The 18,571-nt window shown below is 38.2% G+C and carries 18 protein-coding genes and 1 tRNA gene; 9 read left to right on the top strand and 10 right to left on the bottom strand.

The features are described 5' to 3' along the window. Positions 1-103 precede the first annotated feature (103 nt). Both SHI21_RS01590 and SHI21_RS01595 read left to right on the top strand, forming a co-directional pair. Complete coding sequence (locus SHI21_RS01590; RefSeq protein ID WP_323574369.1) at positions 104-436, top strand: HesB/IscA family protein; 333 nt, start codon at positions 104-106, stop codon at positions 434-436. An 8-nt stretch (positions 437-444) separates the two neighbouring features. Then, a complete protein-coding gene (locus tag SHI21_RS01595; RefSeq protein ID WP_323574370.1) occupies positions 445-2,001 on the top strand; it encodes a tetratricopeptide repeat protein in 1,557 nt (518 codons plus the stop codon). Here SHI21_RS01595 and SHI21_RS01600 read toward each other — a convergent pair. The 3 genes from SHI21_RS01600 to SHI21_RS01610 form a co-directional block, all read right to left on the bottom strand. After that, complete coding sequence (locus SHI21_RS01600) at positions 1,966-3,402, bottom strand: aKG-HExxH-type peptide beta-hydroxylase (protein ID WP_323574371.1); 1,437 nt, start codon at positions 3,400-3,402, stop codon at positions 1,966-1,968. The two genes, SHI21_RS01595 and SHI21_RS01600, sit on opposite strands and share 36 nt — an antisense overlap. A gap of 124 nt (positions 3,403-3,526) precedes the next feature. Further along, positions 3,527-4,843, bottom strand: coding sequence for a hypothetical protein (locus SHI21_RS01605; protein ID WP_323574372.1), 1,317 nt, complete (start codon positions 4,841-4,843; stop codon positions 3,527-3,529). Positions 4,844-4,942: 99 nt separating this feature from the next. Next, positions 4,943-5,017 (bottom strand) — tRNA-Asn (locus SHI21_RS01610). Positions 5,018-5,180: 163 nt separating this feature from the next. Between SHI21_RS01610 and SHI21_RS01615 the strand changes: the two genes are divergently transcribed. Both SHI21_RS01615 and SHI21_RS01620 read left to right on the top strand, forming a co-directional pair. Then, entirely contained in the window at positions 5,181-5,774 is a 594-nt protein-coding gene (locus SHI21_RS01615) for a hypothetical protein (RefSeq protein WP_323574373.1), read from the top strand. Further along, a complete protein-coding gene (locus SHI21_RS01620; RefSeq protein ID WP_323574374.1) occupies positions 5,774-6,988 on the top strand; it encodes a DUF2252 family protein in 1,215 nt (404 codons plus the stop codon). Before SHI21_RS01615 ends, SHI21_RS01620 begins: the two co-directional genes overlap by 1 nt. A gap of 36 nt (positions 6,989-7,024) precedes the next feature. On the opposite strand, the gene SHI21_RS01625 is transcribed toward SHI21_RS01620, so the two are convergent. From SHI21_RS01625 to SHI21_RS01635, 3 genes are read right to left on the bottom strand one after another with little or no spacing between them, the layout of a single operon-like run. Beyond that, positions 7,025-8,548: an aldehyde dehydrogenase family protein gene (locus SHI21_RS01625; protein ID WP_323574375.1), complete on the bottom strand. Its 1,524-nt coding sequence runs from the start codon at positions 8,546-8,548 to the stop codon at positions 7,025-7,027. A gap of 7 nt (positions 8,549-8,555) precedes the next feature. Then, the gene (locus SHI21_RS01630) at positions 8,556-9,587 is read right to left on the bottom strand and encodes an arginine N-succinyltransferase (RefSeq protein WP_323574376.1); all 1,032 of its coding nucleotides are present in this window, start codon (positions 9,585-9,587) and stop codon (positions 8,556-8,558) included. Positions 9,588-9,595: 8 nt separating this feature from the next. Continuing rightward, positions 9,596-10,963 (bottom strand): aminotransferase class III-fold pyridoxal phosphate-dependent enzyme, encoded by a 1,368-nt coding sequence (locus SHI21_RS01635; protein ID WP_323574377.1) that lies wholly within the window; start codon positions 10,961-10,963, stop codon positions 9,596-9,598. A gap of 91 nt (positions 10,964-11,054) precedes the next feature. Here SHI21_RS01635 and SHI21_RS01640 point away from each other — a divergent pair, with 91 nt between their 5' ends. Genes SHI21_RS01640 through SHI21_RS01660 form a run of 5 tightly spaced genes read left to right on the top strand, consistent with a single transcriptional unit; the run spans position 11,055 to position 14,933 of the window. After that, positions 11,055-11,792, top strand: coding sequence for a tetratricopeptide repeat protein (locus tag SHI21_RS01640; RefSeq protein WP_323574378.1), 738 nt, complete (start codon positions 11,055-11,057; stop codon positions 11,790-11,792). Between the two features lie 16 nt (positions 11,793-11,808). Beyond that, positions 11,809-12,447, top strand: coding sequence for a cyclic nucleotide-binding domain-containing protein (locus tag SHI21_RS01645; RefSeq protein ID WP_323574379.1), 639 nt, complete (start codon positions 11,809-11,811; stop codon positions 12,445-12,447). Continuing rightward, entirely contained in the window at positions 12,444-13,496 is a 1,053-nt protein-coding gene (locus SHI21_RS01650) for an AI-2E family transporter (protein ID WP_323574380.1), read from the top strand. The genes SHI21_RS01645 and SHI21_RS01650 overlap by 4 nt, the downstream gene beginning before the upstream one ends. Positions 13,497-13,544: 48 nt before the next feature. Then, a complete protein-coding gene (locus SHI21_RS01655; protein WP_323574381.1) occupies positions 13,545-14,189 on the top strand; it encodes an outer membrane protein assembly factor BamD in 645 nt (214 codons plus the stop codon). 12 nt (positions 14,190-14,201) lie between these two features. Then, positions 14,202-14,933 (top strand): tetratricopeptide repeat protein, encoded by a 732-nt coding sequence (locus tag SHI21_RS01660; RefSeq protein WP_323574382.1) that lies wholly within the window; start codon positions 14,202-14,204, stop codon positions 14,931-14,933. A 77-nt stretch (positions 14,934-15,010) separates the two neighbouring features. Here the strand turns inward: SHI21_RS01660 and fliW are convergent, their stop codons facing one another. The 4 genes from fliW to flgK all read right to left on the bottom strand — a co-directional run bounded on the left by fliW (position 15,011) and on the right by flgK (position 18,562). Next, complete coding sequence (fliW, locus tag SHI21_RS01665; protein ID WP_323574383.1) at positions 15,011-15,592, bottom strand: flagellar assembly protein FliW; 582 nt, start codon at positions 15,590-15,592, stop codon at positions 15,011-15,013. A 91-nt stretch (positions 15,593-15,683) separates the two neighbouring features. After that, entirely contained in the window at positions 15,684-15,914 is a 231-nt protein-coding gene (csrA, locus tag SHI21_RS01670; protein ID WP_102245320.1) for a carbon storage regulator CsrA, read from the bottom strand. A 142-nt stretch (positions 15,915-16,056) separates the two neighbouring features. Then, positions 16,057-17,082 carry a flagellar hook-associated protein FlgL gene (gene flgL, locus SHI21_RS01675; RefSeq protein WP_323574384.1) on the bottom strand — a complete coding sequence of 342 codons (1,026 nt, stop codon included), beginning with the start codon at positions 17,080-17,082 and terminating at the stop codon, positions 16,057-16,059. Between the two features lie 16 nt (positions 17,083-17,098). Beyond that, positions 17,099-18,562 carry a flagellar hook-associated protein FlgK gene (gene flgK / locus SHI21_RS01680; protein WP_323574385.1) on the bottom strand — a complete coding sequence of 488 codons (1,464 nt, stop codon included), beginning with the start codon at positions 18,560-18,562 and terminating at the stop codon, positions 17,099-17,101. Between the last annotated feature and the right edge of the window lie 9 nt (positions 18,563-18,571).

The following is an 18,571-nucleotide window of genomic DNA, read 5'->3' on the forward strand; positions in this document are numbered from 1 at the left end:
ATTATTAGACCTAGCACTACAGGCAAAACATTCTTAGGGTTTTATGCTATAATATGGTAATAAATGATAAATATCCGATCAATTTGGGTTGGCAGAGGTTTTTATGGATCAAATCATTACAGTCACAGAAAAAGCATTAACACATATTCGCGACATCTATCAGAAAGAGGCCAAAGGTCTTGATACGGGATTACGCCTTGGTGTTTCTGGTGGTGGATGTTCAGGTCTTTCATACAAAATCGAATTTTCTGAGAAAAAAGAAAAAGACAACGTTCTTGATTTCGGTGATATCAAAATTTTAATCGACCCAAAATCTTCAATTTACTTGAAGGGTGTGGAGCTTGATTTCAAAGACGGACTAAACGGTAAAGGATTTGTCTTTTCAAATCCAAATGCGACAAACACTTGTGGTTGTGGCGAATCGTTTTCGGTTTAGTTTTTTAGATGGAAGCCAATCTTTCTTCGATTCGATTTAATTCTACTCAAATTGAACTTACTGATCATACCCTGATTGAAGTCACGGGCGCGGATCGTGAAGCCTTTTTTCAAGGCCAGGTCACGAATGATCTTCAAGCACTTCCTTTTAAAGAAGCGCAAGTCACAGCAAGATTAAACCGCACGGGAAAACTCCAGTCATTTTTTACGATCGCAAGACTTGAAGATAAACTTCTTATCTTGTGTGAAAAAAGTCTGGTGGAAAACATTCTGACTGACTTTAATAAGTTTATCATTATGGATGAAGTTGAATTAAAGGCCCTTGATGAAAAGGTCTATGTTCACTTCAATTATTTTCTGGAAGGTAACAACTCACATCTATTCAGCACGAACTTCTACGGAATCAATGCCGCAATCGATACAAAACCTTTTGCGAATGTTCCACATACTGATGAGACTGAATTAGAAGAAGTCCGCTTCTTAAATGGTTATCCTCTTTGGATGAAAGACGTTAATGAATCTATGTTCATCAACGACTCTTACTTAAATGAGATAGCGATCTCGTATAAAAAAGGATGTTTTTTAGGACAGGAGACTGTCGCTAAAATTGAAAACAATAGAGGGGCAGCTTACTTTCCAGTATTACTGCAACTTGAAACGAATCTAGATATTTCAAAAACCGATTTTTTCGTCGAAGATAAAAAGGCCGGAAAAATCAATTACCAAAAAGACCAATACTTGCAGGCAAGTCTCTTTAGAGATTTCCGCATCGAAGGCAAGAAGCTGACAATCACAATCGATGGCCAAAACCACCAAGTGATCGTTCACTATCTTCCTTTTTATAAAAACCAAACCAGAATAGAAATCGCTGATGAACTTTATCACGACGGCGTTGACGAATTCCAAAAGGCCAACACAGATCTGGCGATGGACTTCATGAAGCGCGCGATTGCCTTCAATCCAGAGCACTCTGATGCTTATGAATCGGTTGGAGTTATTTTAGGTCGCAAAGAACAGTACCAGGAAGCTATTGAGTGGATGGACAAACTTTTAAGCGTAAAGAGCTCATCTGTTATGGCCCACACAAATAAATCTCTCTTTTTAATGAAGATGGGAAAGATCGAAGAAGCTGAAGCGGAAAAAGCGCTGGCGACTGTAAAGACTTTTTCAATGTATGGTGAAGAAGCGAAAATAAAAAAAGCGCTTGAAGCCGAAAGACTTAAAAAAGAAGAAGACATCCTTCGCCGTGAAAAGATGTTCCATCAGGTTTTAGAAATTGATGCTGATGATACTGTCGCTTTATATGGAGTGGGAGACATCGCTTTTCATAGAGAAAATTACAAAGAAGCAGTGGCCAACCTTGAGCGCGTCGTCGCTTTAGATGAAAAGTACTCTGCGGCCTATTTGTTACTGGGAAAAAGTCTGGAAGCTTCGGGGAATTTAGAACGTGCGATGCAGGTGTATAAAAAAGGCATCGATGTCGCTTCTAAAAGAGGTGACATGATGCCTGCTAATGAAATGCAATCTAGATTAAACCAACTTATAGTGGCCTCTCGCCTCGCTTAACTCTTTTTTCAGAGTCGCGATTTTAGCGAAAGCCGTCTTATCCAATCCTTCAAGTTCAGCTAAAACACTTTCAACTGACTTTTTATAAGCATCGATGCGCTCATAAGTAGCGTTGATAAGCGCTAGGCCGTCCTTATTCACGCGTTTGTTCTTAAACGCATGTGTGAAGTCGGGTTTGCAGTAACTAAGCATGTAGTACTCTTCTAAGAAGCGAGTTTTGATTTTAATCTTTTCTTCTTTAGTAAAAGGAAGGATTTTCTTTTCCGCTGCCGTGTTTAGGTTAGAGTAAAGCTCCATTGCCCAGAAGAACGTAAAGACTGCATGGTAGATCCCACGAACCGGGCGAAGCGCCTTTCTCCATGGAGAGTAATAAACCTTGTCGTCGTCTTCATTGATCAGGTCAATGTGGTTTAAGTAAGTATTCAGGTAGTGGTGACCGTTTTCATGAAGTAAATCATCCATCAGGTCTAATGAATCGCGGTCAAACATGTTAATGCATGAGTAACCAGGAAGTGATTGCATTGAATAACTAACGATTCCTTTTTCATTTACCGGAACGATCGTGTGAGTAAAACTCTTGAACGTTGTATATAAATGAGGCGCCACTTTTTTAATATTGTTTAGGGCCTTCGTAATACTCTTCTTAAATTCATCCTGACGTTTCTCACCTTGTTCGCAGTGAGGAAGGACAAAAAGATTTAATTCTTCAAAAACCAGTGGAGCAGGAGCAGCTTCAATCTTTAAATCGACAAGCTTCGTGTCCGTTTCAATCGAGAACTTGTTTTCTTCAGGAGAAATAGCTCTGATTGGAAGAGAAGGGTATGTTTCTGGAGTTACTTTCAGTGCAACAGGTAAGTGTTTATCAGTAATGTAGATTTTCTTTTCGTTATCACCAAGCTCTGGAACAACTTGGTACATTAGAGCGTCCCCAAATTCCTGACGGTACATACTTAAGTGAGCAACATAGAAAGACACGATTTGGTTTTCTAAAAGTGGAATTAAGTTTGCTGAAACTTCAATAACAGGAGACCCATCATTTAAGAAGTTTAAGAAACTCTCAGATAATTCCGAGTCATTCCAGAAGTTGAAAAGTTCATTTTCTAAATCTGTTAATTCGTCAGTATCAATTCCTTCTTCGATAAGAAGTTCTTCGTGAAGCTGGATCACATAAATTAAATTATCAACCAGGTTTAACCAGTAAAATTTTAATGGAGAATAAGTATTAAACACTTCATCGTGAATGATGTCGTTTAACTGCTCTAAAAAATCTGGATCAACAACATCAGTGTCGAAACCTTTTTGAAAATCAATTCTTAAGTCTTCGATGAATTCTAAAAAACTTTTCTCAACATTTTTTTGCAGTTTCTTGTGGAAATCTTTTGAAAATATTTGCTCTTTCATGAGGCCCTCAGTGAAAATTTTAGAATTAGATTGTGTGGAGTATATAATGGTTTAGGATGGTCGGAAAGGACAGAACTACTTCAAAAGCAGTAAGTCCTTTCGTGACGCACTAAGAATAACAATATTATTGATTGATAAGGTCTTTCTTGGTTTCAAAATAAGTAGCGTCCATAATAATAGAGCCGCCTAGATAGATCCCAACTGCACGCAAGAAGCCCGCATTAGGATTTGTGGTCATACAAAGCTGGTTGTACATCATAATACTAAGTGCAATATTAGAAGGGGCGCTGAATAGGTTGTAAAGGCGATGGAAACTATAACGGTCTCCGGCCACCGAACCTGTCGACAACGGTCCTGCATTTTCCTGATACATTTTATCTGCCAGAGCTTCCATAAACATCTCTCTACTTTGATCAAGATCGATATCATCGATAGTGATCTCGCGATCGAAGTCTTTGACGTTAACAGGCTTATTAGTTTTTTTATCAATCAACAAGGCTGCAGACTCTTTTGAATACTTTTCAAAAAGATCTTTCTCATTTGCAATTTTTACTAGCTCTTCAACTTCGGCACGTTTTTCTGGTTTCGAAAGAAGATCATTAACTTTTTCTTCTAAGTCAGAATTTTTGGCCTTGAATAGTGAACCATAAACTCCGCCGGTAATTGCAGCATCTGTCACCATATTAGTTACATAGGCCATAGGCATTTTAACTGACCACGGAGTCATGTTTGGATTGGCCAGAATAAATTTTCCACTCGTAAAAGAAAGGCCAGCAGTAATTGCTAGAGAAAATCCAAGTTCGCTGTACCATTTAGAATTTTTTTCTTCATCCCTGTGAACATAAGTATAAGTCACAATGTTTGAGCCAAGTGCCCCGGCCGCAAGGGCATATGTCAGGCGTTTAGCTTGTTTGTAGTCAGCGGCAGAGGGAGCGGCCTTTACTTGCGTTTTGCAACTGTAATAAAGTTTTTCATAAAGCTCACTCTTTCCAAAAACATCATCCCCACCTTTAGCGATCATCTTTACTTTTTTTGCGTCTACTTTAGCTTTATGGTGTTGGAACTGTTTCCAGTTTTTAGTTTTCTCATTTTTTCCCATGTTGATCATACTAAAGTCGTGCAGAAGATTGAGTCTCAAATCAGGATCGACAGAAGTGTAGATAAAAAGTGATCTCAATGTATCCGCATTTTTTTCATTCAAGTCGGTGATTTGAAAATATTTGAAGTAATCAGCAATTTGATCATCAGTTAAATCGAGAGCGAGTTTTTCTTTGAGTAATTTCTTACTGTCTTCAAAACTCGTTGTATCTTTTGGTAAAAAATGATGGGCCACACCTAAGCAGGTATTATCTTCAACTTGTGCGGGAACTCTGGAAGTTACACTTCCGCATGAAGTGAGTAATAGGGCACAAATGTTAATGACCATGAGTTTTTTGTTCATGCCCGCTTATCGACTTTTAAATAAAAATCAAAAGTCTTAATACATGATTAAAAAACTAGTAATGGAAATGTAATAGAATGAAATTCTAGGCTTAAAAAATGGCTGGGAAGGTGGGAGTCGAACCCACGACCAATAGATTAACAGTCTACTGCGCTACCACTGCGCTACTCCCCATCAGCTTGAAATAGTACACAAGTTATAAAAATTATTGGAGTGAATGTCTAGAACTTTTTTATAAATAGCTAAAAAAAAATTCTAAGTGATCGAAATGTCTTAGTTGTAGAAAGGTGATCAAACCACTCAAGTTTATAAGCGTTGTGCCGATAAGATAAATACTATGGCGGTACAAAACCTTTTAATCATGACCCTCTTGCGAATCATCACTCCTGAAGAGATTGCTGATATTGCAACTAAGCACAACGGTGGAAAGTTTCTTTCACTGACGGATTTAGTTAATGAGAGAGTTGATAGAAAAATTTATCGCGATTTCTCGAGCACAGACTCTATGGATGAAATTCATGAAGAGCATGCTGTTCAACATACTGAGACTGAAGGCTCAGCAAAAATTCTTCCATTCAATAAATTAGAAAATAAGGAAGCGGCCACTGAAGAGCATTCTTCAGAAGAGTCAGCAGCTCCTAGATTTGTTACGCAGGCAAAACCTACGTCGCAATTTGCACCGGCCTATGAACATGTCGAAGTACCTGCGAAAGCTGCGATGGTTGAACATAAAGAAGATGAGAATATGTCTTCGTTCATTCTGGTTGAAAAAAATCGTCTGCAACAATCTCAAAAATCTCTTAAGCAAAAAGAGATTATTAATCTTTATCAAAAAAATTCAAACATAGATGTGGAGCAAATTAAAAGCACCAATCAAAATCCTAGTACCGCTAGCGAAGCAGGAGTCTTGGTCAACAAGAAGCAATACTGATGAAGTGGGTATACGTACCAACAATGTTTGTCCTCGCTTTTTTTTACGCTAAAGTAACTCTGAATGACTTCATGCCTAGAAAACAAAATTGGGCCATTGATCGCTCTCCTGCGAATGGACCACAAACCTGCAGAGAGATGCTCTCTGATTTTTATCCAACACAAACATCAGAATTTTTAGAAACACGTATAAATGCGAATGAAGATTTTTATTCATTTTACCGTGCATTTTCTCCAGTGTTTTATAAGCAGATGCTTGATCAGAATTTTGGATCAATGTTTAAAAAACTAGAAAAATACCGTGGAACTATCGCGGGAGATCTTCATGTGGAGAACTTTGGTTTTGCCATTGATGATAAAGGAAAAGTTATCTTTGTTGTCAATGATATCGACGATGCGACTGAAGGTGAAATTTATTACGATGTCATTCGCCACTTTATTTCAGCCAAAATTGTTGATAAAAAAATCACTTGGGATGACTACTTTAGTGCTTATCAAAAAGGGCTTAAAGGGGAATCTCGCCATTATTCATTTTATACTGAAAAAGGTATGAACGATGTCGCAGAAGTCACAGAAAAGTATATTGATAAATACGTAAGCTTTGATGGGCCTTTCAAATTTAAGAAATTTAAAACACCTTATAGAGCAACGACTTCAACTGAAGAAACAGAGCTTATAAAAGCATTAAAAGACAAATTCCCTAAAGTTGAAATCTTTGATCACTACGTAAGAATTAAAGAAGATGGCGGAAGTGCTGGTCTGAAGCGTTTTCAAGTTTTAGCGCGTGTATCACCTAAGGATAAAGTTCAGTGGCTAGATATTAAAGAGTCAGCGATTAGTGGATATGACAAAGTCTTTGGGCCACAAGCGAAAGAAACTTTTGAAAATAGAATGCTAGCGATAAAGAAGAATATATATGGAAATCAATTAGATGAATCTCTGGATGTATTAACAATTGATAAACATCCATATAGTTTTAGATTTGTTGATCAATTTGCCTCGGGGCTTAAGCTGGCCGATATACCGGAAGATGATTACACAGACGTTATTTTAGATGAAGCTTATGTCATTGGGAAAATGCACCAGTTATCTCTTAAAGAGAATGCTCCAGAGTATGCAAGAACATGGGCAGAAGTGAAGAGTAGCACGCTTGAAGAGCGCTTAATGGATCTAAAATTTAAACTAAAAGACCTTTATAAAGAAAGTAAAAAATAACTCGCTTCTAGCTAACTAGAAGCGAGTTTTATAAAATTATAAATCTAAACCAATAATCGACTTAATATCATCCGCTTCATCACCTAAAACTTCTAAACATGCCATCTGATAAACACAAGCATCAATAGTTGTAAGTGCGGCCGGGTGATAATTTCCAGAATTTTTCACTCCACCAAATGGAAGTTTCGCTGAAGCTCCAACCGTTGAGCGGTTAAAGTTAACTAATCCAGAATCAATTTCTTCAACACACATTTTGAAAATAGCAGGGTCTTTTGTGAAAACCGCAGCAGCTAATCCGTATTCAGTAGCATTAGCAATCGTAATAGCTTCTTCAATCGTGTCGTATGGAATAAACGTTACGTTTGGCCCAAAGATTTCTGAGTGAAGGAACATACTGTCGTTATTCCATCTATCAGCAAGGTGAATTGATGGACTTACGTAGTGACCTTTTTTCGTTTTATCTAACTGCTTTCCGCGCATGATTTCTTGAATCCCTTCGCGTTTTGCCATTCCCATAAATAGTAAATATGAATCAACGGCACTTTGATCCACAAGTGGCCCCATGAAAGGCTCACGAGTAAATTCAACCGGGTGATCAATAATAATTTTTTTCGCCATATCGTGGAAGCGTTCGATAAAAGAAGTCTGAATACTTCTATGAATCGCTACGATCGACGTTGATGTACATCTTTGTCCTGAACTTAAGAAACATGATTTTAAAAGTTCCTGAAGAGCGTGGTCAAGGTTGGCGTCACTGTGAAGGATCGTTGTATTTTTTCCACCAAGTTCAAGAGAAACTTGTTTCCCAAGATCGTGGTGAGTGACTTCAAGGATTTTCTTTCCAACTTCTTTCGAACCAGTAAAGAAGACACCTTTGATTGCTTTTTCTTTTGTTAAACGACGAGCAACTTCTCCATCACCTTGAATCATGTTAATTACACCAGCAGGGAATCCCGCAGCGTGGAAACATTCGATTAAAAGCTGAGCAGAGTAACAAGTCTTTTCACTTGGCTTGAAGATAATCGAGTTACCTGCAACTAGTGAACTTAAAATTTGTCCGTTTGCCAGGTGGCATGGAAAGTTAAATGGCCCAATGATTAAGCTAGGTCCAAGTGGCTTATAAATAATATGGCCATTCGTCTTTGGAAGGATCCCATCGATTTGTTTATTGGCAATTCTTGGAAGTGAGTCTTCAATTGTTACATTCACTTTAGAAACAACAGAAGCTGCTTCAGTTTTAGAATCCCAAAGAGGTTTTCCTGTTTCATAAGCAATCGCCAGAGCGATTTCTTCTTGTCTCTTTTTTACTTCAGCTTGGTAAGCTTTAAGGTAATTGTTTCTTTCCTCTTGAGAAAGTTTTCTCCACGTCTTGAAGCCAGCAACCGCTGATTCAACAACACGATCTACATCGCGGTAATCAACAGGAGCTTCCCAAAGAGCAAGCGTTGTATCAGCAGGACAAAAACGCTTAACGATATTTTCTACCGCTAAAGGTCCAGTTGTAGCTGGAAGGTTGAAAGCATTATTGTAATAGTTTCCAAGAATCTTATATTTTGTCATATTTCACCTATAGGTAAGTTGCGAAAGTTTTAAAATCTTCTGTTAACCCTAGTTCTTTTGCTTCTTCCGGATCGATAATAAATTTCGCCGGATTTCCTTTATTTAAATTTCCAGAAATAAGCGCAGCTCTAAATTCTCCTTGTTCAGTCGGAAGACTTGCAAGGATAGAGTCCTGATCACTTTTAATAATTGAATCACGAATAAGAATTTCAACTTCAAACATGTCCTTAACAGGAGTGATGTCTTTAAGTTTTGCTCTGTAGTGAGGTCCACCATCGAATGGATCAACTTCATTTGTATACTTGAAGCCGATACTTTCCAACATTCTCTTAACAGGAGCAGTCTCTTCACCAACTTTACCAATCGCATTTCTTGCTTCGATTGGAAGCAGAGTCATGTAAATAGTGTCCGATGGGAAAAGGCTTAAAATAAATTCTTTATTGCTACGAGAGAGCATGTCTGCTTCATGGTACTCAAGATTTAAAAAACGTCTTCCGATCGCTTCCCATAAAGGAGCGTGGCCTTCGTTATCAAATGGAGGCATTAGTTCAGAGTGGATAGTATCTTTGAAAAATTCCGGGTGCATTCCCATATATAAGAAACGAACAAAAGAAAGTTGTTTACCAAGTTTCTTTTCACTCTTTCTGCATTCCGGATCAAGGATAAGACCCCCGATTTCAGATGGGCCGTTAGTATCAAGTCCCAGCTTCAATGTACCGTGGATAAATCCAGTGTTCAGAGAAGCTGAAAATTTATTTTCTTGAGAAACTGAAAAGAAGTAATGAGGCTCATTTTCTGTTCCATGCTGAGCATGGATCATTGATGTTCCGACAATTCTTCCTGCTTTTGTATCTTCAAGCACGAAAAGGTAATAGTTTTCCCAAAGCTTCTTAGAAGGTTTAGTGAAAGCTTTAATCGAGCTTTCAATTTTAGATTTAAGGATCTCTTTATCAGGCGGAAGATTGATAAAAAGCATCAGCTGACTTAAATCATAAAGATCATCAAGGTCATTTAAGCTTGCAGATCTAAGAATAAACATAAAACATCCTAATTAATTGTCTCGAGAATAGTTTTTTCTACAATAGAAAAAATATGATCAATATGTTCGTCTAATAATGCCAATGGAAGAAGGAAGCGCACACGTGTTGGCTCTTTTCCGGCAGAAAACGAAATGATCCCATTTTCGAAAAGTTTTTTCATAAATTTATTTGTTATTTCAAGCGCGCCATCACCAACTTCAAAAGATAACATCGTACCGATTCCACCGTAGTATGGGATTTTCCCTTTACAGCTTCCTTCAGCGAGCATTTTGAACTTAGCTTTGAACTTGTTTTCCAGGTCTTTAATACGACCTTTTTCACCGTAGAAGTTTCCTTCTGTAAGATATCTAACAGTCGCTTTACCAGCGTTTAATGAAGCGATTGATCCGTTGAAAGTACCAGCGATAAGACCAGCTTTTGGATTTAATTCTTCTGTGTAGAATGTTCCAGCAGCTTGAAGAACTTTACCGATTGTCACGATATCAACGTATTCATCAAGCTCAAACATTTGGTAAGCAAACATTTCAGTTGTACGTGTGAAAGATTGAACTTCATCAATCCAGATATAGATTCCGTGCTTTTTAGACCACTCACAAATTGCTTTGTAGTATTCTTTTGTTCCAAAAATAAATCCAGCTTCACCTTGGATAAGCTCGATTGAAAGACCACAGTAAACGTTACCGTTTGTTTCAATTAGTTTATCAAGAGCATCGATTGTTTCTTTAATCGCGTTTTCTGGATTCTTAGCATTGTAGTGAGGAACGTGGTCAACCTGAACAGATTTAGGCATTCCTTCTCTGTAAGCTGGGTTGTAAGTCACGTCTTGCATAGCTACTGATCTACCAGCGAATGATTTTTGGAAAGCAATCAGACGGTAGTTAGGAGCTTTTTTCTGCCAAAGAATTTTTAGTGCCGTATCGTTTGAGAATGATCCTGAACATGAAAACCAAAAATGCTTTAAGCGAGATTTTTTAACAGAGTCCAGAAGAACTTTACTTAGCTCATACGGCTCTTGGTAAGAAAGAAGGTTTCCACACATCATTGTGTCTGATGTCGCAGCTTCTAAGTTTGCCTTAATATAAATCGGGTGAGAGTGGCCAAGAAGGTTCACACCAATACCATTGATTAGATCTAATTTTACTGAACCATCGATTAGTTCAACGAAAGGCCCGTGTCCACGACCTGAGGCCATGAAGGGATAAAAGAATCCACGTCCTTTAAGAGTTTCATATTCTTTTAACTTTTGAGTGATTAGTTCTTTTTTATCTTCATCAGCAGGCTTAATTTTATCAAATTTCTGCTGTTCTAATAAAATAGCTGTGAAAAGCTTATTAAAATGCTCGTTAATATCGGTTGATTGAACTCCAATAGCCATTTGTCCATTTCCTTTTGATTGTTAAAATTTTTGCTCGAAAAGAATACTTTTTCTCTCTTGCAAACTCTAGGGCCCATGAGATAATTAAATTATGAAAAATAGTAGCACAACCCCCAAGACAATGCCATCTGCTGTGATTGAAAGAAAGCCACTTTCTGAGAGTGGTAAATCAGTTACAGAAACCCCTTCAAAATCATCTTTTGATGAGCTGTATTTAAAGAAAGATTATAAGGGCGCAGCACAGTATCTACTCGATAATAAAAAACAATTTGAGTCGGGTATTTTCCACTATAATTTGGGAACCGTTTATTCAAAAATGGGAGACCAGGCCACTGCAAGATTTCATTTAGAAAAGGCCATTCAAGATGGCTATATTAATAGTTCTTCTATCAATAATTTAGCTTTCGTAAAATCTCAGTTACAAGTTGATGACCTAAGCACTTCAACCAGCTTACCTGACCAAATTATCAGTACAGCGACGGCCATTCCTATGTCCGGATATTTTTCAATCGCACTATTTTTGGTTTTAGTATTCACGTTAATGATTAGATTTAAAAAAATTCAAAAGAAGTGGGTGATGGTTGTCGTTTTTCTACTTGCACTAACTCCAGTTCTCTTCTCAAACTTCTATGTAAAAAACATTAACTACGCAGTCACTCTAAAAGAAATTCCTCTTTACGAAGGCCCTTCAAAGATCTTCGCAGAAAAAGGTAAAGTGCGCGCAGGTTCCAAAGTTGTTTTAGGACAATTTAAGGACGGATGGTTTTACATCGAATTCCCAATCTCGCTTTCGGGATGGATTAACAAAGATCAATTAGGCCTATATTAGTTCCTCTGGAGATAACATGAGTTCATCGTACGAAAAAGAGATCAAAGAATCTGGGATCAAAGAAAACACTCTCTCTAAGAGAATTGATTTCGGTATGATGAAATACTTATGGATGGCCAATCCATTAAGCAAAGTCAGAAGAGACTCAATCCCAAGATTTTTAAGAAACGTAGAGCTTCTAAAAAACTTTTCTGATAACGAACTTCGTATCCTTGCTAAATTTATGCACAGTCGTAAGTTTCATGAAAGTGATGTTGTTTTTCGTGAGGGAGAAGTTGGAATTGGATTCTATTTCATTTTCTCAGGCCTTATTGAATTAAGTAAAACGGATTACGGAAACGAAGTTGGTGAAGAAAAATTTCTTATCTTAGATGAGTTCAGCTACTTCGGTGAGATGGCACTTCTACAAGAAGGAAACCCAAGATCAGCAACGGCCATTGCTAAAACTCCATGCGAGTTAATTGGGATTTTTAAACCCGATCTTGAGCATTTAATTGAAAACCACCCGGTGATTGCTGCCAAACTTATTCAATCTATTTCATTAGCACTTGCTGATCGCCTTTATTACTTAACTGAAGAGGCGAGTAAACTAAGCCGTCGTCTAAGAAAACTTGAAAGACAAATGGCCGAAAAACAACAAGCAGAGACTAAATGATTCTAAGCAATCGAAAGAATATTGTAAAAATACAGCTGGCATTTTTCGCTGTCGTTATAGTGCTTTTCTGTGCATTAGTTTTAACTTTGCCAAGAATTTCTATTCCACTTTCTTTGGCCTATATTTTATCTTTGGCACTTAATCCAATTGTTAATTGGCTTATGAAATTCAAGCTGAATAAAACACAAGCTACGATTGTTGTATTCATTGCCTTGGTTGTTTTTGTCGGGATTCCACTTGTAAAAGTTATCCCTGTTTTATCAATGCAGACTCAGGATATTCAATACACAATCCCAAAAGTTGAAGAGTACGTTATTCATCAATACGCAGTGGTGACAAATTTCATCAAAGCTAAAACGGGCCATGAAGTGGCCGATGGTTACATCTTCCAGACTCTGGCCCAACTTGAAAGCTGGGCAAGTGAATTCGTTGTTAAGCTTCCAAATTATCTAGCAACCCTTCTAGAATGGATTTTCCTGGTTCCATTCTTTACTTTTTTTATGATTAGAGACGGAGACACTTTCAAAAAAACTTTTTTAAGTTTTACTCCAAACACAATCTTTGAACGATTCTATTACGTCATGCACGTCTTCAATCGTCAGTTAGGGGATTACTTCTTCGCAAAATTTGTTGAAGCCATCATCGTTGGTGGAATTATCACCATCGGATTGTTGATAATGGGAGTTAATAACGCTGCCATTTTAGGATTCTTAGCAGGACTTACCAACATCGTGCCTTATGTCGGGCCAATCTTAGGTCTGATTCCAGCAATCTTTTCAATGATGTTAGACCCAACAATGGCTTCATCTACAATGGGGGCCGTTTTAATTCTTTACGCTGTTGCCAACGCGGTAGATGCTTTTTTTGTTTTTCCATTCTTGGTTTCAAAAATCGTCAATCTTCACCCAGTGATCGTCGCTATCAGTGTTATCGTGGGCTCACATTATGCAGGAATCACGGGGATGGTAGTATCTATTCCGGTAGTTGCCGCGATCAAACTTATTATTACAGAAATTTACAATGAAATTTACACTGAGCGCTCCAGATGATAGGATTTTGCTAAACAAAACCCTGCTTGGAGCTCTCAATTGAAGTTTGTGAAATTAATACTTTTGGCCCTAACTCTTCTTGTTGTTTCATGTGCGACAAAAAGGCCTGAAGGGCAAACTGAAGCTGAAGTTCTTTTTAAAGAAGCAAAAGATTTGGTAGCAAAATCTCGCTACATTCAGGCAACTGAAAAACTAAACGCTATTCGTTCACAGTATCCATACAGCTTTTACGCAACTGGCGCAGAGCTTATGCAGGCAGATATTTTATTTTCTCAAGAAAACTACGCTGAATCAGCAGCAGCTTATATTCTCTTCCGCGACTTCCACCCAAAATATGAACAATTGGGTTACGTGGTTTTCAGAATTTCAGAATCGTTTTTCCGCCAATTGCCAGCAACATTCGATCGCGATCTATCTGCAGGTGTTGAGGCCATTAAATACTATAATGAACTTCTTCTTACTTACTCAAATACAGAATACGTAAAAGACGCTCAATCTCGCATCACAATGATTGAAGACATGATGGAGAAAAAAGAAATCTACATTGCGGATTTCTACTTCAAAACAAAAGACTTCTTTGCAGCGAAAGCTCGTTACCAGGACATCTTGGCTACATTGAAAAATGAGCAAGAACGCCCACGTATCATGGCAAGAATCGAAGAAGCTGATAAAAAACTAACTGCAACGAACTAGGACCGAGGTTATATGTACGCTTCAAACAACGAACAATTACTGAAAACTGCTCGCGAATGTTTTGATAAACAAGAATACAAAAAAGCTCAGGTCGTGCTTAACGAAATCATCGAGTCAGATGACCGTAATGTAGACGCACTTTTTTTACTCGCTAACATTTTTCACATCAACGGTGAAATCGGGAAGGCGATTAAGGCATTCACAAAAGTATTAAACCTAAATCCAGAACACACTGATGCAGCTATCAGCTTATCAGTTCTTTACAACGACATTGGACAATACGAAGACGCGAAAAAAGTTTTCGATACAGCTAATGAGCGTGTGAAAGGAAAAAATAAAGGCTCTGGCCTGATGGAAGACAAGCACATCAACAAAAAGTTTGCTTCTAAACACTACGAAATCGCCGATCTTTACCTGTCATATAACCGCTACGATGAAGCTCTTTTCGAGTTCAATAAAGTAATTGGTTTAGACCCGGAAAATCTTGAAGCAAGAATCAAAATCGCCAAAGTTTACGCGAAAAAAGGATTCATTGCGAAGGCGATTGAAGAGCTAAGAAATTTAAAGAATGAAGAGCCTAACTACGCGCCAGCTAGAATCGCACTAGGAGTTATCCATTACGGGAATGGGAACGTTTTAGAAGCACAAGCAGAGTGGGAGAAGGTACTAATGAAAGACCCATTCCACGCCGAAGCCAGCATGTATATGAACCTGTCGAAGACTGCGACAGAGACACGCATTTAATCAAAATATTTTAAAAATTTAGACCAAAAAAAAGCCTTCTTACGAAGGCTTTTTTATTTTAAGAATTTGAATTGAGATTAGTTAGCTTCTGGTGAATTGTTCTTCGTTGTAGTTGAAGCAACACCTGGAGTTTGAACTACTGTTGGACCTGCATTTTCTCTTGAAGTAGCAGCAACGTTTGTTCTCTTAGAGTCATCAGAAACATTGTTAGAATAGTTAACAATATATTTCTTAAGATCCATATACATTTTGAAGCGCACTTCAAGTTTTGAATCTTGAAGAACAATTTGTCTCGCCATTTTCGTCTTGTTATTGATGATGATTGGCGCTTTTAAGTTCGCTGACATCTCAGTAACGTTCTGAGGAATAGTAAGCACCGTGTACACGCTTGCGTTTTGTAAATTCTCTAGAGCTAAACTGTTAAGTTCAACTGGAAGAAGTTTTACCATGTAGTTTGGTTGGAAAATTTTTGGTTCAATAATTGGGAATGCAGTACCTGCATCGTCAGTTGATTGTAACCAAAGAATTAACGTTTGATCACCTGGATCAACGATGAAGAATTTTTTTAGGTTTTCAAAACCAAGTAAACCTTCTGTAAACTCGATAATGTCTTTTTTGTCGACTTCTAGTTCGCCAAATCTAGTAGTTGTGATTTTCACTATTAAAGCCTCCGCTTTTTGCACTAAGTCGTATACCCGACCCTTATACAAAGATTTTAGCAGCCGTAGGGGCAAAAGTGCAAGTGGGAAATTACTTCTTATTCAACTCATTGGCTAAATCAGCAATTGAGCTTAAATCGGCTTGGGACGCCTCGGTATTTTGATCTTGAATGGCCTTGTAGACCTCTTCTCTGTGAATTTTTGTTTCTGGTGGCGCTTTGATACCAAGGCGAACTTGTTTGCCTTTAATCTGCACAACAACGATCTTAATGTGATCGTCAATCGCGATGCTTTCGCCTAGCTTCCTTGTCAACACGAGCATAAATACAACCTCAGCCTAACTGGACCGAAAAACTTTCCTGTTTCGGTCTCTGCAATGCTTCATATATTACTAGCATAATTAAAATGCAAGTAAAAACTAATTTATTTACGGATGTGACTCGCGGCTTATGGAGTGTGGAAAATTAACGACGCAGGAAGTCCATTAGGGTTTGATTCATAAGCCCCTGACTTGCCTGATAAGTTGTTTTCAAAACTGCCTGCTGCTTGTTTATATCCGAAAAAAGTTCTGTTACGTCTGCGTCAACAAGAGCACTGCGTCTGGAAGCATGATCAATATTCTCTGAGCCAAGATTAACTTTAGAAGATTCTACTGAATTCGTGATCGATCCAATTCTCGTTCTAAGAGTAACAAGCCTACTGACAGTATTGTCGAATTTTTCCAAAAGGCCTTGGACCATCTTAGGGTCATTGTTTTCAAGGGCCGATGTCAGTGCTTGTAATTGAGAAAAAATATTATCTCGCGATTTAAATCCTGGAGCTTCTGAACCTTCTGCAGGAGCATCAGTTTCAACAGAGGCCAGGTCGCGATTAAGTTTAACTTCTGGAGCATTTTTAAATTGCTCAAAATTTTCAAGTGGGTTTTCAGGTTTAACAGTATCAGGTGAACTGTAAAAGATCTCATCTCCAGTCAAATTGATTGGAACAAAGAAGTTTCTCGAAACTTCCAGCGAGATGTGATTGTTGTCACCTTTGTATGCACCAGTTCCATCAAATGGAACAGTCAGTGTATTTGTCCCTGAGAAAATATGTTTGATACCAACTTTCTTATTCGCAATCGCCAGTGACTGGTTATAAAGCTGCTGTACTTCGTTCGCGACGTTTTTTCTAACGTCAGCGTTGAAGAAGTCAGAAGACTGGGCAATGGCAATTTCCTTGGCCTTAACGATAATGTCGGTAAGTTCTTCAATGGATTTTTCACTCACACTTAAATTAAGTAGAGCGAAGTCGGCATTTTTTAAATATTGGAGGTTGTCGTTAGTAGCAGATGTCAGCGACATTGCTTCAACGTTAGAAACCGGGTTGTCTGAGGGTTTAGTTATCTGCTTAAGGGTTGAACCCTTAAGTTGCAGATCTTCAACCTTCGCTTTCGTTTTATTGAGAGCGTACTTTAAAGATGCTGATGAACTATTTTCAGAAACTCTTGTCATTTTTTATTCTTACCTATTAGCGCTTTAATTCTAATACAGTTTTAAACATATCATCTGCTGCTTGCATGATTTTAGCAGAAGCCTGGTAAGCTTGCTGAAAACGAACCATGTTGGCAGTTTCTTCATCAATTGAAACACCAGTCAGTCTTTCTCTCAAACTTTGTGCCTGAGCTAAAATTCCTGTCGACTGTTCTGCATCCAATCTTGCTTTACCAGTCTCAAGACCGATACTACCGATTGTCTGAAGATATTTTTCTTCTAAAGTGATGTCACCATCACCAGAAATTCTTTCGTGCTGAAGTTTCGAAATCGCGATTGCTACACGGTTGTCACCTGGAGCATTCGGCTCTACACTCGCAGCAATGTTACTTAAATCTTTTTTTACAGCGTCTGATAAATCGATAGAGTTTCCAGCTTCTTCAACAGACAGGGGTTGCTTAAAGAAGTCCAGGCCAGTCGTTAAACCTTTATGGTCTAATTGAGCTGGTTTTCCATCAGCACCGATAGTGATCGTACGGTTAACAAATCCCTGACGGTGAATCGTGTTTACCGAAGTTGTAAACTGGTAGGCGATACCATCAATATCAGTTTGTAATTTTCTTAAATCTTCGTTTCTTACTTTAATAATTGCAGAGAGAGCTCCACCCTGGAACTTATCTGTGATTTTTTGTGAAGGACGATCTTTTAAAACGACTTCAACAGAGCCGTTCATTCCGTTTGATGAATCTTGCTGGTTCTTTGAAATAGTTCCCATTTCCTGAACGTGAAGACCAGTAACAAGTGTACCGATACCCTGAGCAGTTACAATGAAGCGGCCTTTTTCATCCGTATATGTATGGATTTTAAATTGTTCAGACAGATTTCTTAAAGCGATGTCACGTTGGTCACGTAAATCACCAGTTTCACCCTGAGCAACTTCAATACTTGTGATCTTGCCGTTCAAATCAGCAATGTGATTTAGAAGCTGGTTAACATCAGCAACTGAGTTTTCAATTTTTCTATCGATGTTGGTAGCTTGAGTATCAAGTGTTCCACGAATACGGTGAAAATCTTTGATAACAAGATTTGCTGTATCTCTTACAACTGACCTGATTGTTTCGTTCTCAGGTTGGTTAGCAAGTTCTCTGAATGAGTTGAAGAATTTATTTAAGACCTGATTTAATCCATCCTGATCAAGCTCGTTAAAAATACTTTCAACTTGCTCCAGGTTTTCAGTTCTAGCTTCATAGAATTTATTATTTGCTAAGGCGTTCCCTAAGCGTTTATCGATGAATTCATCGTTAAAGCGGCGTACACCATCAACCTTCGCTCCAGTTCCCTGAACGAATCCACCAACAGATACAGGAATGGCAGTAGACTGCATAACTCTCTGGCGAGAGAAGCCTTCAGTGTTAACGTTAGACAAGTTGTGACCAGTCACTTCAAGCGCTTTCTTTGAAACGTTAAGACCGGATCTACCAATGCCTAATAAGTCAGCCACATCTTCTCC

The sequence above is a fragment of the Bacteriovorax sp. PP10 genome (genome assembly GCF_035013165.1).
Lineage (GTDB): Bacteria > Bdellovibrionota > Bacteriovoracia > Bacteriovoracales > Bacteriovoracaceae > Bacteriovorax > Bacteriovorax antarcticus.

What these genes read in the sequence shown, in the direction of transcription:
- SHI21_RS01590 (WP_323574369.1), top strand. Translation starts at nt 104, where the DNA reads ATGGATCAAATCATTACAGTCACAGAAAAAGCATTAACACATATTCGC.
- SHI21_RS01595 (WP_323574370.1), top strand. Translation starts at nt 445, where the DNA reads ATGGAAGCCAATCTTTCTTCGATTCGATTTAATTCTACTCAAATTGAA.
- SHI21_RS01600 (WP_323574371.1), bottom strand. Translation starts at nt 3,402, where the DNA reads ATGAAAGAGCAAATATTTTCAAAAGATTTCCACAAGAAACTGCAAAAA.
- SHI21_RS01605 (WP_323574372.1), bottom strand. Translation starts at nt 4,843, where the DNA reads ATGAACAAAAAACTCATGGTCATTAACATTTGTGCCCTATTACTCACT.
- SHI21_RS01615 (WP_323574373.1), top strand. Translation starts at nt 5,181, where the DNA reads ATGGCGGTACAAAACCTTTTAATCATGACCCTCTTGCGAATCATCACT.
- SHI21_RS01620 (WP_323574374.1), top strand. Translation starts at nt 5,774, where the DNA reads ATGAAGTGGGTATACGTACCAACAATGTTTGTCCTCGCTTTTTTTTAC.
- SHI21_RS01625 (WP_323574375.1), bottom strand. Translation starts at nt 8,548, where the DNA reads ATGACAAAATATAAGATTCTTGGAAACTATTACAATAATGCTTTCAAC.
- SHI21_RS01630 (WP_323574376.1), bottom strand. Translation starts at nt 9,587, where the DNA reads ATGTTTATTCTTAGATCTGCAAGCTTAAATGACCTTGATGATCTTTAT.
- SHI21_RS01635 (WP_323574377.1), bottom strand. Translation starts at nt 10,963, where the DNA reads ATGGCTATTGGAGTTCAATCAACCGATATTAACGAGCATTTTAATAAG.
- SHI21_RS01640 (WP_323574378.1), top strand. Translation starts at nt 11,055, where the DNA reads ATGAAAAATAGTAGCACAACCCCCAAGACAATGCCATCTGCTGTGATT.
- SHI21_RS01645 (WP_323574379.1), top strand. Translation starts at nt 11,809, where the DNA reads ATGAGTTCATCGTACGAAAAAGAGATCAAAGAATCTGGGATCAAAGAA.
- SHI21_RS01650 (WP_323574380.1), top strand. Translation starts at nt 12,444, where the DNA reads ATGATTCTAAGCAATCGAAAGAATATTGTAAAAATACAGCTGGCATTT.
- SHI21_RS01660 (WP_323574382.1), top strand. Translation starts at nt 14,202, where the DNA reads ATGTACGCTTCAAACAACGAACAATTACTGAAAACTGCTCGCGAATGT.
- csrA (WP_102245320.1), bottom strand. Translation starts at nt 15,914, where the DNA reads ATGCTCGTGTTGACAAGGAAGCTAGGCGAAAGCATCGCGATTGACGAT.
- flgL (WP_323574384.1), bottom strand. Translation starts at nt 17,082, where the DNA reads ATGACAAGAGTTTCTGAAAATAGTTCATCAGCATCTTTAAAGTACGCT.